Source organism: Streptococcus constellatus subsp. constellatus, from assembly GCF_023167545.1.
GTDB lineage: Bacteria > Bacillota > Bacilli > Lactobacillales > Streptococcaceae > Streptococcus > Streptococcus constellatus.
The window spans coordinates 185,426-198,693 of record NZ_AP014647.1 but is presented as its reverse complement, the minus strand read 5'-3'; the positions used below and the strand labels follow the sequence as shown (position 1 = coordinate 198,693).

The 13,268-nt window shown below is 36.7% G+C and carries 14 protein-coding genes; 2 read left to right on the top strand and 12 right to left on the bottom strand.

All coding sequences use genetic code 11. The annotated features are described in order from the left end of the window. Positions 1 to 8 precede the first annotated feature (8 nt). Both SCSC_RS01060 and gla read right to left on the bottom strand, forming a co-directional pair. Positions 9 to 1,274, bottom strand: coding sequence for an HdeD family acid-resistance protein (locus tag SCSC_RS01060; protein WP_006270644.1), 1,266 nt, complete (start codon positions 1,272 to 1,274; stop codon positions 9 to 11). A 338-nt stretch (positions 1,275 to 1,612) separates the two neighbouring features. After that, entirely contained in the window at positions 1,613 to 2,464 is an 852-nt protein-coding gene (gene gla, locus SCSC_RS01055) for an aquaglyceroporin Gla (RefSeq protein WP_006269234.1), read from the bottom strand. A 108-nt stretch (positions 2,465 to 2,572) separates the two neighbouring features. Between gla and SCSC_RS01050 the strand changes: the two genes are divergently transcribed. After that, on the top strand, positions 2,573 to 4,849 hold the full coding sequence (locus SCSC_RS01050; protein WP_006270625.1) for a Xaa-Pro dipeptidyl-peptidase: 2,277 nt from the start codon (positions 2,573 to 2,575) through the stop codon (positions 4,847 to 4,849). 43 nt (positions 4,850 to 4,892) lie between these two features. Here SCSC_RS01050 and SCSC_RS01045 read toward each other — a convergent pair whose 3' ends face one another. From SCSC_RS01045 to SCSC_RS01010, 8 genes are all read right to left on the bottom strand, one after another. Continuing rightward, positions 4,893 to 6,047 (bottom strand): spr1629 family repressor/antitoxin, encoded by a 1,155-nt coding sequence (locus SCSC_RS01045; protein WP_006270631.1) that lies wholly within the window; start codon positions 6,045 to 6,047, stop codon positions 4,893 to 4,895. A gap of 13 nt (positions 6,048 to 6,060) precedes the next feature. Beyond that, positions 6,061 to 6,795: a spr1630 family ClpXP-sensitive toxin gene (locus SCSC_RS01040; RefSeq protein WP_006270646.1), complete on the bottom strand. Its 735-nt coding sequence runs from the start codon at positions 6,793 to 6,795 to the stop codon at positions 6,061 to 6,063. Between the two features lie 292 nt (positions 6,796 to 7,087). Beyond that, on the bottom strand, positions 7,088 to 7,621 hold the full coding sequence (locus SCSC_RS01035) for a hypothetical protein (protein WP_006270636.1): 534 nt from the start codon (positions 7,619 to 7,621) through the stop codon (positions 7,088 to 7,090). Next, a complete protein-coding gene (locus tag SCSC_RS01030) occupies positions 7,622 to 8,452 on the bottom strand; it encodes a hypothetical protein (RefSeq protein ID WP_115342904.1) in 831 nt (276 codons plus the stop codon). Continuing rightward, complete coding sequence (locus SCSC_RS01025; protein WP_006269888.1) at positions 8,453 to 9,388, bottom strand: IS30 family transposase; 936 nt, start codon at positions 9,386 to 9,388, stop codon at positions 8,453 to 8,455. A gap of 89 nt (positions 9,389 to 9,477) precedes the next feature. Next, the gene (locus SCSC_RS01020) at positions 9,478 to 9,666 is read right to left on the bottom strand and encodes a hypothetical protein (protein ID WP_115342903.1); all 189 of its coding nucleotides are present in this window, start codon (positions 9,664 to 9,666) and stop codon (positions 9,478 to 9,480) included. 2 nt (positions 9,667 to 9,668) lie between these two features. After that, positions 9,669 to 9,935: a type IIL restriction-modification enzyme MmeI gene (locus tag SCSC_RS01015; RefSeq protein ID WP_022524701.1), complete on the bottom strand. Its 267-nt coding sequence runs from the start codon at positions 9,933 to 9,935 to the stop codon at positions 9,669 to 9,671. Positions 9,936 to 9,945: 10 nt separating this feature from the next. Continuing rightward, a complete protein-coding gene (locus SCSC_RS01010; protein ID WP_006270182.1) occupies positions 9,946 to 10,215 on the bottom strand; it encodes a type IIL restriction-modification enzyme MmeI in 270 nt (89 codons plus the stop codon). A gap of 124 nt (positions 10,216 to 10,339) precedes the next feature. Between SCSC_RS01010 and SCSC_RS01005 the strand changes: the two genes are divergently transcribed. After that, positions 10,340 to 10,639, top strand: a complete 300-nt coding sequence (locus tag SCSC_RS01005) for a YbaB/EbfC family nucleoid-associated protein (protein WP_003070954.1) — start codon at positions 10,340 to 10,342, stop codon at positions 10,637 to 10,639. Between the two features lie 50 nt (positions 10,640 to 10,689). Here the strand turns inward: SCSC_RS01005 and SCSC_RS01000 are convergent, their stop codons facing one another. Then, complete coding sequence (locus SCSC_RS01000; protein ID WP_037565925.1) at positions 10,690 to 12,447, bottom strand: glycerophosphoryl diester phosphodiesterase membrane domain-containing protein; 1,758 nt, start codon at positions 12,445 to 12,447, stop codon at positions 10,690 to 10,692. Continuing rightward, on the bottom strand, positions 12,444 to 13,259 hold the full coding sequence (locus SCSC_RS00995; RefSeq protein WP_006270184.1) for a hypothetical protein: 816 nt from the start codon (positions 13,257 to 13,259) through the stop codon (positions 12,444 to 12,446). The genes SCSC_RS01000 and SCSC_RS00995 overlap by 4 nt, the downstream gene beginning before the upstream one ends. Positions 13,260 to 13,268 lie beyond the last annotated feature (9 nt).

Genomic DNA, 13,268 nt, shown 5'->3' with positions numbered 1-13,268 from the left:
TTGTACTATTACTGATAAATATTTTGCGCCACTACTAAATCATTCGCTGACTCAAATTCATATTGAAGGTAAGATTGATAAGTTCCCGGAGTAATAATCCCACGCATATCTAAAATGGCTGTTCCAGCTTGTCCAATGATACTATCTGCAAGCAAGCAACAATTAGTAGACAAGACAAAATAGGTTTTAAAACGACTCGTTTTAAACTTATATAATTGAGCTCCTAATCCATGCTTCAATTTATAAGCATATGTATGGTCATTATTTTTTAACTCAGCCGATGGATTCCACACTGCCAGTAGTTCATCAATTTCAGCCAAGCGTTTCTCCACAGCGATCTTCTGCTCATCCGTCAAATATAAACCATAGCCAAACAAGGTTTTCTTGCTTTCTTGCTTACACAGTTCAATATAAGCATCTTTATCCACTTTAAACAAAACACCATCTCCGATCGTACCAAATAAACGCTCTGAAAAGACATCATAACTGCCATAAGAAATAACTTTTCCTTGATAACAAATATCAACATGCCCAATCATCCCAAAAAGATTTTGATCCGATGTATGAACGAGCACTTCTAAGTCAACCGACTTTTGATCATTTTGAATACGGCTGTAAACTTTTTGGTGACCTCGTTTTTCACCCTGCAACAAATGATTGAAACGATTCAATTGCTCTGCTGGAAAAAAGGCGGCAATAATGACAGGCAGATTAATCCGAATACGGCGCCAAAGCTGTTTTTGTTCCAAATCTGTATTGAAAAAAGCACCATCACGAACATTGGAAAAGCCTAACAATATCAGGTAAATACCAACGATCAAAAATTGTAAACGCCCATCTGTACTGGGTGAAAAAATGGTTGTTAAACCAATTCCTCCATAAAGTACGGTATCAAAAAAATAGCGAAAACCACCTTTTAATTTATTTTGACGATAAAGAAGATAAGTAATACCATAAACTGCCGCCGTACACAACTGATAACAACCTAATATAATAATGATAATATTGACCGGCAAATTACTGGCACGGTTGAAAAAGCCAACAACCAGTCCTACAAGAACATGAAAAAAAGCAGAGCTTAGACTAATACGATTCTTCTTGACTAAAAAACGAAAGAAGAGGTTGCTAACTCCGACAAATATAAAGTAGATACCTAATAAATCTAGAGCGAATTTTGTAACATCAACACCATTTGCGATAATAATGACTCCAAAAAGAATCGCCAAAATGCCGAATAACAGTGTCCGTCTGCCACTTAATCTATCTAATTCCATCTCATCTCTCCCAAATAAAAGATGGGAGCAGGACAAAATCGGTATTTCGCAAAAAACGATTTTGCCTTCTCACTCCCGCATAATGACTAACTTTGTTGTCATTTTTCACACAGCAAGAATTTAGAACTACCAGTCAACCACTGCGTTTCGTTGTAAAAATAATATATATTGTAAGAGGCTGAAACATTTTGGTCTCAAACTCATTACATTTGTTATCTCTAACCTGCCAGTATAACATTTTCACTCAGTAAGCGTCTAGTCACTTTCCCATTTTTAGCTCAATCTGTCGCTTGCCCATCAAAAAACGGCTCGCAAGAACCGTTCTTCATTTTTACGGATTATCCATAAATCAACTTGTAAAGTGCCACAGCAACAATACCGGCAAGAATCGGAGATACGACTGGTACCCAAGCATACCACCATTTTGAATCTCCTTTATGTTCACCAAGAACTGATTTCGGAAGAAGGAAGTGAAGAATACGTGGGCCTAAGTCACGTGCAGGGTTCAGACCTGGACCTGTAGGACCACCGAGTGATGTCACCAATGCCATCACAAGAAAACCAAGCGCTAAATGAGCCACAGCGAGACCAGCATTGATGTGGGATCCAATGGCAACTTTTCCTTGAAGTTGTGTTGCATCAACTCCTCGAGTTGCAGCGTATTTGATAACTTCTGCACCAAAATAATTTTTGGTCATCGCCATTGCCGCAAAGAACAGCACAAACGATCCAATAAATTCATTGATAAAACCATTTATCATAGAAGCAGCATGTGATTGCTTGCTTCCATCATCTGTATTCACAATGGTTGAGAACGAACCCAAAATAGCATTTGGATTGGTTGTTTGTAAGTAATAAGGGCGGTGACTTGCTACTACTAGTGCTTGACCAAACATTGCTCCTAATAACTGTGCAATAATGTAAGGTGCGACTTGCACCCAAGGGAAGTAACCGCTAATCGCAAGTCCTAGTGTGAAAGCAGGATTGATATGGTTTCCTGATACATTTCCAAACATAAGAGCAGGAATCATAACCCCCATACCGTAACCAACTGCAATGACTAACCAGCCACTTTGATGACCTTTCGTACCCTTTAACTCAACATTGGCAACAGCTCCGTTCCCCAAGATAATGAGAATTGCCGTTCCAAGAAATTCTGTAATATATTTCACAATCCATGTGACGTCCATTTTTGTTCTCCTCTTTCATTAAAAAATTTTAGACAAATCCTATTTTATCAGTTACAATGGATAATGTAAAGGTTATTTTTTGACAAAATGTAAAAAAGGAGTAAAAATATGCGTTACAACCAGTATAGTTATACACCAGAAACAAGCGAAAAAATCCTAGCTGAAATGGAAAGCATTGGATTTTCTTTCCGCCAAGAGTATTCTGATAAAGAAAATTTAGAGACTTTTGTACGTAAAACTTTTTTTAATTATAAAAATACAGACTATGCCTTAAAATCTTTGGTTGCCAATTCAAAAACAGACTTACTCAGCTTTTTTACGTCCAATCAGAAATTGACAGCAAAAATTTTTTATACGATTGCTTTTCAATTGCTAGAATTTGTGCCATTTGTTGACTTTGACGATGTAGAAAAGTTCCGAAAGAACGTAAATTTCCCCATTATCTATGGAAACCTACTTGAAAATCTCTATCAGTTGCTCAATACGCGCACCAAAAATGGTAATCTTTTGATTGACAAACTCATCAGCGACGGCTTGATCCCCGAAGACAACACCTATCACTATTTCAACGGAAAGAGTTTAGCTACTTTTACCAGTCACAATGCTATCCGTGAAGTTGCTTATGTAGAATCGCGCGTGGATACTGATAAGGATAGTCTACCTGATTTGATTAAGGTCAGTATCATTCGTCCTCGTTTTGACGGACAAATTCCTGCGGTTATGACTGCTAGTCCCTATCATCAAGGAACGAATGATAAGGCTAGCGACAAAGCTCTGTATAACATGAATGTGGACTTGATTAAAAAAGAAACTGGAAAAATTACTGTTCATGACCCAGAACTGCACTTGGTTGAACCTCAAGGACAAGCTACATTAGTTGAGCAAACGGAAGAAACACTCGGTCATATCGGAACTTATACACTCAATGACTACCTTCTTCCTCGTGGTTTTGCTAATTTATATGTATCAGGTGTGGGAACAAAGGACTCTGACGGTCTTATGACGAGCGGAGATTATTATCAAATCGAGGCTTATAAAAATGTTATTGATTGGTTAAATGGTCGCTGTCGTGCTTTCACAGACCATACCAGACAACGAGAAATCAAAGCCACTTGGTCCAATGGGAAGGTTGCTACAACAGGAATCTCTTACCTCGGAACTCTGTCAAATGGGCTAGCTACAACTGGCGTAGATGGTCTTGAGGTCATTATTGCTGAAGCTGGCATTTCTTCTTGGTACAATTATTATCGTGAAAATGGTTTGGTGACAAGTCCTGGGGGCTATCCTGGTGAAGATTTTGACTCTTTGACAGAATTAACTTACTCACGCAATCTTCTGGCAGGTGAAAATCTCCGCCACAATGCAGCATACCAATCTCGTCTAACAGAATTAAAGGCAAATTTAGATCGCGAAACGGGTGATTATAATCAATTTTGGCATGACAGGAACTATCTGATTCACGCGCACAAAGTCAAAGCTGAAGTTGTCTTTACGCATGGCTCTCAAGACTGGAATGTCAAGCCGCTGAATGTCTACAATATGTTCCACGCGCTACCAGAACACATCAAAAAGCACCTCTTCTTCCACAATGGCGCCCATATCTATATGAATAACTGGCAATCCATTGACTTTCGTGAGTCCATGAATGCGCTTCTTAGCAAAAAATTGCTAGGATACGATTCTCAGTTTGAATTGCCAACTGTCATCTGGCAGGATAATCGTCAAGCACAAAGTTGGCTGTCTTTGGAAACATTTGGCGACCAAGAGCACTACACTCATTTCAATCTGGGTGAAAGCACTCAAGAAATCAAAAATCAATATACTCAAGAAGATTACGACCGCTTTAGCAAGACCTATCAAACCTTCAAAAATGAATTATTTGATGGAAAAGCCAATCAAGTAACAGTTGATATGCTACTAGAAAAGGATTTGTTCTTAAACGGTCCTGTCAAACTCAACCTTCGACTCAAATCAAGCATTGACAAAGGCTTGATTTCTGCACAACTATTAGATATTAGTTCAGCTAAGCGTCTTCTTCCTCTACCTGCTGTTCTTGCACCAAAAGTCATGGACAACGGTCGTTTTTACATGCTCGATCATTTAATGGAATTGCCATTCAAGGAAACACCGCACCGCGTCATCACCAAAGGATTCCTAAACCTGCAAAATCGCACTGATTTGCTAACCGTTGAAGAAGTCACACCAGACCAATGGATGGAATTTTCGTTTGAACTTCAACCCACTATCTATAAAATGGCAGCAGGCGATACTCTCCGCCTCGTTCTCTACACAACTGACTTTGAACATACCGTCCGTGATCATACAGACTATTACTTGACTATTGATCTGAGCCAGTCTAGTCTTGAAGTACCAACGATGAAGTAAAACAAATCCTCCTAGGAGACTAGGAGGTTGTTTGATATAATCTCTACTTAGCTTTTTTCCCATTTAGTAATGGAATAATATTATCAAGTCGCTCAGTCGTACTACTTTCCTTATACTTATCAAAAAAACTAGTATCAAATGAAAAAAGTTCACTAATATACTTCAAATGTACTTTGTGTTGGGAAGTTAAAGTTGTTAAACTCGCTAAACCATTCGTCAAGATAACATCTAAAATGCTCTTCACTTTACTTGGACGTCTGATAGGAATATCTTCATCCAACGGTTCTACCACCTTGTACTTCTTCTTAGCAATCTGACGATAAAAATACGAATGCTGTTGTGGTGTCAGTAAACCGAGTTTGAAAGCACGATATTCCAAAGCTTGGATAGAAACATTCTTTAATACTTTCATGGAAACATAGCTATCTGGATTACTTACTCGTTTTCCCACTTTTTCTGTAAATACTTTAAAAAAATCGTTTTTGGGCAAGAGAAAACATGATGCAAAAAAGTTTGCTTCCTGCTCTAACAACTCTAAATTTTCATCCTTTTCACAGCTTTTATGTAGTAGAAGATGTCCTAACTCATGAGCTAAATCAAAATTTCTCCGAACGGCTGATTTATTTGTTCCTAATACAATATAGGGTCTGTCGGATTTTGACCAAGCACTATAAGCATCCGCCTGACCATTTATCAGTCGTTCTGATACATAAACGCCCGAACGCTCTATTTTATAAAGGATATCATGATTATCTTCAGCAATCTCTAAAAAGTTTCTCGCAAAAAGAGAAATCTCTTCTATGGATTTTCCAGCTTGATACTCTTTGTTCGTCCTCTCACTCAAATCATAAATGGTAATATTGGGAATAATGACAAAACCTTCCAAATAATCAATAAATTGGTCAATCTTGTGTAGATAAACTGTTTGAATATCTATAGTTTTTCGTGTAGATAAGTCCGCATTTCTAAAAGCAATAGCTGAGATATCAAAATTTTCCACCTCTTCTTCTTGCTCAAAATAAGTTAAATCAACATAAAATTGATTGGCAAGCTGTAAACGTGTTTCGAGTTTTGGTTGAGTAGTGTTGGACTCAAACTGCCAAATTGCCTGCTCAGTCAAGTCCATTTTCTGAGCAAGATCTGCCCTACTCATCCCATTTAGGAGACGTAACTCCTTTAACACTTGGCCGTTAAACATAGTGTACCTCTTATTAGTTTTCTTGTTCTTGTTCTGCCGTTCCTGGAATGATACCAAATTCTTCTGTTTCAGTCAGTTCAGAGAAATTAGGAAGATTTTGATAGGTCTCATTTGCTAAAGTATAAGGACTATTTGCAATATATTCTGATAAATCTTGAATCGGATGCAATTTCCCATTGCGTGCATCTGGCATATAGACTTGAACTGATACGATATTGTTTTCACTATCAGCCTCATGTGTCAAAATAAAGAAGTTATCAATATTTGACTGACTAGTTGCTTCTTCAATTTCTTGTATCATATCATCAGAGATCAACTCCATCTGCACACCAAGAAGCACTGAACTATCAGTTTGATCTACCAATCCAGCTCTCTTTAGATAAGGAGTATTAATTGTAGCGTATTCAAACAAATACCCTGTTCCACTTTTTTGTACTTCTGAAAATTTGGACTCAATACGTTTTTTACCTTTAATAATTAGCAGTACATTTCCATATTGTTCCGCATCTGCTTTAAACTCTAAGTAACCCCAAGCTTGCCCTGCACGTTTTAATTGATAAGGAAACATTTCAGATTTAGCAAAAGCATCATCTATATGATTAGAGCGTGTCCAAGCATAACCATCAGACACCGCCATTGTTCTCTGTTTCTCTAGTCGCTCATCAATATAGCGCCTCTGCCCCAGCATCAAAGCATTTACAACTTTCTGTCCTTGAATCTCATCAAATAAATCTGTAGGATTTTCCATTACATCACCTCTGTGTTTCTTTTAATTATTTTATCATTTTTTAAAAGAAAACACTACAAAAAGAGAGTTATTTTTAAAGTTAATGCTAGCCATTTTTTAATTGTTATTAATTATAGACAATCAACCTAATACCAGCATCACCAGTTTGCTAAATCCTGATACACGATAAAAAATAATCTTTAAATAAAGCTACCTTCTTTAACGGTTCTGCAAGGAGATTATTAGCGCAACTCCTTTTTCTATATTTAGTTTAAAATGAGAAAAGGGAAAGATATAAGGGAGAAAAACACCATTAAGTTTCATCCCGCTTTCCTTGCATAACCACTTTATTAGTAAATCTATTCATATTCCGAATAATAACTGTCATTGTTGTTATTAACGCCAAAAATACTACCGATAGATAGAACAGTTTCAAATTATGAATTATCGTGTCTGGTAATGTTAATATTATTATCAAGCGTATAACAGACATTATTAAAATTGAAAACCATAAAAAACTTGGAAATAAATAATCTGCCAAATACTCATAATAAACTTTAGGTCTTGTTACAAAAAAATCAGAAAAATCATTCATACTGTATGTCTCTCTACAAAAAGTGAACATTGACAAGATAAATGCTAGAGCGGATACAGATAAAACAATAAACTTGTCTAATGAAACAGCACTATAATTTATTCTAACTATACTATCAGGTACAAAATTATCAAGAATCCAAATTAGTAAAATAACGGAGATAAATACTTTCCAGATGCTTTTAGGCAATAAATTTTTTCTAGCAATCCAAACAATCTTTAGTGGATTTTTCTCTGTTTCTTCTGATTTCATTTAAACTTTCCTTATTTTTGATTTAATGTAATTAATAACACCTTTAGAATTTGATTTTACATCACTTAAATAGCCCTTTTGTGCTGCTGGTCTAGCCAACTCTATGGCTTTATCTGTAAAATGTTCAAGAGGTTGTCCATCAGCAGCCAGGAGCTTAGTCCTTACCTCTCGTGCTCCCGTACGAGAGGCTGATTCCTCTAAGATATCAAGTTCATCATTAGTTCCGTTAGGGTAGGTTGTAACTAATTCGATACTAGAAAAGTCATTTTTCGTTAGCACGACTGTTTCATAAATAGGATTGATTTTTATCTTCCCAATCTCCGTTTTTTGGCTATTTATTTTTTCTTCAATTCTTTTACTATGTTCTAAGGCGTCCTCTATACTAACATTGTATATAATGAGTTGTTCTTTATCATAATCATAATAAACCGAAACATCTTCTTCATCTTTTTCAAGCAATTCATTTATGTATAATTCAATCTTTTTAACTCGTCTTAAATGGTCTATTCCTTTACCAACATCATTATCAATTTTAAAGTCATATTGTTTTTCTATCTCTTTCTCAATCATAGTATTTAGATAATGTGAAGAAGATTGATATAAAATAGGATATAGAGATATTAATTGTTTTCTTAACTCAATAGCCTCATCTAGCTTATCCAAAAATACCGGTGTATAAAAAATTCCCTTTTCTTTTTGATAATCAATCGTAATTTCCTTATACATAGAGGCTATTTCAGACGTTACTTCTAATAATGTATTAAATTCATATGATTGTGAAATGTAACTAAAATCATTTGTTATGATAAATTGCAAGAATAAGTGCAACATTTACTCTAACTCATCCACTAGAGCTTCATAAGCCGTTCTGTAAGCTAAACATTTTCGTGGTCGGTGATTGATATCATATAAGGCCTTGTTCAAAGCCTCATCAGAGATAGCAGCTAAATCTGTTTTCTTTGGGAAATATTCTCTTAGTAAGCCATTTGCGTTTTCATTACTTCCTCTCTGCCAAGATGAATAGGCGTCCGCAAAGAAAAAGGAAATTCCTAAATTCTCTACTAGAGGATAGCAGGCGAACTCTTTTCCCCTGTCTGAAGTGAAGGTTTTAAGAGTCTCTTTTGGAAATAGCCTACAAAGTTGTTCGATGGCTGAAAACATGGCTTTGGCTGTTCTATCTGGTATCTTGAAAGCTAAGTAAAAACGAGTTTTTCGCTCTAGAAAAGTCGCTAAACACCCCTTGCTTTTGCCTCTGGAAGACACTACAGTATCAAGCTCCCAGTGGCCAAAAGTTTCACGATTCCGAACCTCTTTAGGACGTTTGGCAATCGGCGTGCCAATCCTAAATGTCCCACGTGTTTCTTTGGGTTGTCGAGTTCTTCCTTTACGACGGAGGACGCTTAAATCCAGATCAATCAAACCAGCATAGAGCCAGTTATAGATGGTTTTAAAAGCTACCATTGGCTTTTGTTCAAGCTGATAGCGCCCACAAATCTGTTCAGGCGACCAGGAGGATTTTAAACCGTTCTCAATTTCCTTTTTCAACTTTGGTGTTAAACAAGACTTCCGACCTTTTTGCTTAGCCCTGTGGTCGTACTGTTCCTGTGCTAAGACTGCGGAATAACCATTTTGACATCGTCTTAACTCTCTTGAAATGGTAGACTTATGGACGCCAAGTTTACTTGCAATTTGGCAAGGTTTTAAACCTAATTCCAAGTAGGTTTCTATCTTTATTCGGTCGGTTATGGTAAGATGGGAGTAGCTCATAGTTTTTCCTCGGGTTCTGTTTGTGTGGTTACTTACAGTTTACACCAATGAAACGCTATGAGTTTTTTGGTTGAACTATATTTTACAATTTATCTTATAATAAAAGACAATCCATCTAGTTGAATATCCACTTGGACCAACAAATCATTATATGAATTAAAGATGGCATTCGGAATAACTTCTGATTTCAATGTTTCAAAACCCTTAATCCCAAATCTTTTTAGCACTTGAGGCTGAACATTTAATTTAAAAACATAATTTTCATTACTTATAGGCACTTTTATCCTCCTATCGTCCCCTCATATATCTCAAACAGCTGTGTTACAATTTCACTTTCGTTGATCCAGGTTTTCCAGGTTTTCTTGCCATTGAGTTTTTTGGGCATGTTGTAAGCTCCCATGACCGCACGATCGTTGGCTTGATGAACTTTACGGAATCCGGGTTGCATGGTGAGTTCGTCATAGAGGTCTGCGAGGGAGCTGTCGAGGGAACGGGCATGCACATTGAGAATAGCTTGATCAGTTTGGGTAATCTTGTCCTTCTGCACTTCTGTTACTTTAGGTCATGGAAAATTGTTGTAGAGAACTCTTAGCTGAGTAGCGATAGCTCATTTCTAAACGACCTGCTAACGCCCACATCCAAGACATGTGAACATTGGAGGTGAGAATGCCGAGGTCGTATAGAGTGGCGTTTTCGATAATAATCGCTGAATTTGTCGGAATAACACTACCACCTAAAAAGCCAATCGGAATATAACAACAATTTTTTGATGAAGTACTAGGAACAATAATATAAAATTTTGAATTTTCCTGTTCTCTGGTGTTCATAACTTTTCCTCTTGATACTTCTATCCTCATTATAGCATAAAAACGCAGTTTTTAAGAGGAATTTCCAAGGAAACATGATATAATGGCAAGAGATATTTTTAAAATTGAAAGGACACCAATTATTATGATGAACATGCAATCAATGATGAAACAAGCACAAAAGCTACAAAAACAAATGGAAAAAGGACAGGCAGAACTGGCTGCGACAGAATTTATTGGCAAATCTGCCCAAGGTCTCGTAGTCGCAACCCTTACAGGTGATAAAAAAATCGTCAAAATTGACTTTCAAGAAGCCGTTGTAGATCCAGAAGATTTAGAAACTTTATCTGACATGACAACCCAAGCCATCAATGCAGCTCTTGATGAGATTGATAATGCAACAAAGAAAAAATTGGGTGCATTCGCAGGGAAGTTACCATTTTAAATACACTAAAAAACCAGCCCCTCCTAGTTCATTACTAAGAGGGGCTTACCTTATGTAAAATTAAAAAAGTCAAAAGCTTGATTGATTAGCAAGTCGGCGTATTTAGGATTATTTTGCAATTCTTTAATAGCTGTTTGTACCAACTGCACATCATCAGTGATAATGCCATCTACACCTAAACGCAACGATTTTGAAATAGCATTTTCATCATTGACCGTCCAATCATACAGTTTCTTATCCGTTTGCCACAGCTTGAAAATAAAATTATCATCAAGTGTGGAGTACTCCATTGTATAGCCACTTGCCTTAGTGCGTGGGAAAATGGTATTGTAAGGGAGAATGAAAAAAGTTGGAATGCTGGCATCATATTTAACTACTTTGTTGATGACTTTATAATCCAGTGAATGCATTTGGTGGCCATATTGTTTAATGGTGTTCCCATATTTGTTCAGAAAGCGATCCATCATATCAGGCGAATCTTTCTTACTAGTTTTTATTTCAATCAGCAAGCGTTGACCCAATTCATTAGCACGTTTTAAATAAGCATCAAAACTCGAAATCTTTGTACGATAGCCATTTTCAGTAACATCCAAAGCTGTTAATTCTGTCAACGTCAAATCTTGTGGCTTCGCGTTGACTCCAGTCAAGGCAGATAAATTCGCATCATGCATCATGACAAATTGTCCATCCTTTGTTTCTTGAACATCCATTTCAATATAGTCTGGCTTTAATAAGGCTGTCTTCTCTAACGATTGAATCGTATTTTGGACACCGTTTGCCTGTGAAACACCACGATGCGAAATCACAGCAGGATTGTTGCTCAACGGAATCTGAAGATAGCTATAACCCTCAGCTGCAAATACTAAAAAAGCAATCGACATAACAACCCAACGATAGAGTCGATCTAACTTCCTGCGTGCACTGTGACAAAGTCTTTTCTCTGTCAAAAAAGCTACAAATTTAACTAAAAAATAGGTCAACATCAAATAGTGAGTCGTTTTCATCAGCACATAATTGACAACTCCGGCTATAAGCGCAGTTTGATTGGACTGATCGTCCGTATAAGTTTGAAGGCACAATAATGGAATCGTTATAGCGAAAAAGAGTAGAAAACTCTTGGTAACAATCCAAAACAAGTGCCAAGAATAGAACAGCAAACGCTTATGTGTTTTTTCCAAACTAAATCGAACCGCTTCTCCGACGGAGACATTCTCAATCAGAATTTTTGGTAACGCAAACATCAAACGGACAGCAATCAACAGCATCAGCAATACTAGTAAAGCAAGTCCAATTCCAGCTAAAAAGTAAGTATCTCGTAAATAAGACACGATAAAATTCGGAATTAAAATTTTATTTAAATAATAAATTTTCAAGATTTTCCGAATGAACGGAAAAAGCAAAGCAATGTACAATAAAACAAATGCAACTTTGCTGGGACGAACTTGTTTTAAAAGTGAAAAACCATCAGAGACTGTTTTTTTAGTGAATGCAAAAAGTGTACTTCCCTGCTGAGTCAGCAAATTATGAGCACCTAAAAAGAGCAAACCAACCTGAAAATAAGCGACTAGCAGGTTCACCAGAAATAATACAATAAATGCTAGAGTTAGCAACAGATTGCTGGATAGTACCGCTAAGACATTATTGTACGATAAAAATTGATAACCTGTCAGCCTCAGCAAAGAATCTGCAGCCCAGGAATTAAAAGGTAACCAGAGATACTCCATTACCATAAAAATGATAAAAAATAAAAATAAAATTTTATCAAGGTTGTAATACAGCTTATGAAAGTCTAAACGTTGTTTCATCATTCTCCTTTATCTATCTCATCAGTAGAAGCATAGAGAGGATTTGCTATGCGAATCAAATCTCCATAACTTTTCTTTAATGTTTCAAAAGCAGTTCTAACCTCTATAGGAATTTCTACATGCGAAATATAGCCTCTTCCCCTTGGTCCATAGCCCGATTCATCATCTGACAAACGATGAATTTCTCCCATCAACAGACTGATATAATGCTCTATTTCCCACATACCGTAAATAGACTGTTTAAATTCAAGCTTCTGATTCTTTACGGTTACATCAGCCTGATAAGTAGCAAAATTGATGATACATGTATCTGGAGAAAGATAGTTCCTGATTCCCGCTTCCATACGCGCCTGCATTGTCGCATCTTGACTAAGAATGATAGAATGAAAATCAATCTTTTTTCTTTTCAGCAAATCCAACAAATAAGTGATGTTGTTCCCACAATTAGTCGAGTGAAATTCCAAGTAATCAGCCGTTAAATTATACCTTTCTTTCAAATAAGCATTAAAAATTTCTGCCTCCGAAAAAGTTTGGGTTCCTATTTTCGGATATTCCTTTGCGACCACTTGCCGAAGAATCTCCGTCGTATGTCCTACCCCACCGACAATAATATAAGTCTTTGCTACTCCCTCTAACATAGCCTGCGCCAAAACGTCTCCACCAGCCAAAATACTTCCGCCAAACAGAACCATGACATCAACTTGTTTCAAGTGATATTTCTTTTTCAACGCTAACTGTGTTAATTCTGGCAAATCGCGTTTTCCACAAAAAGAGCCAAGGATATTGATATTGTTTGCTAGTTCTTCCTTTACCATACTTTTCAT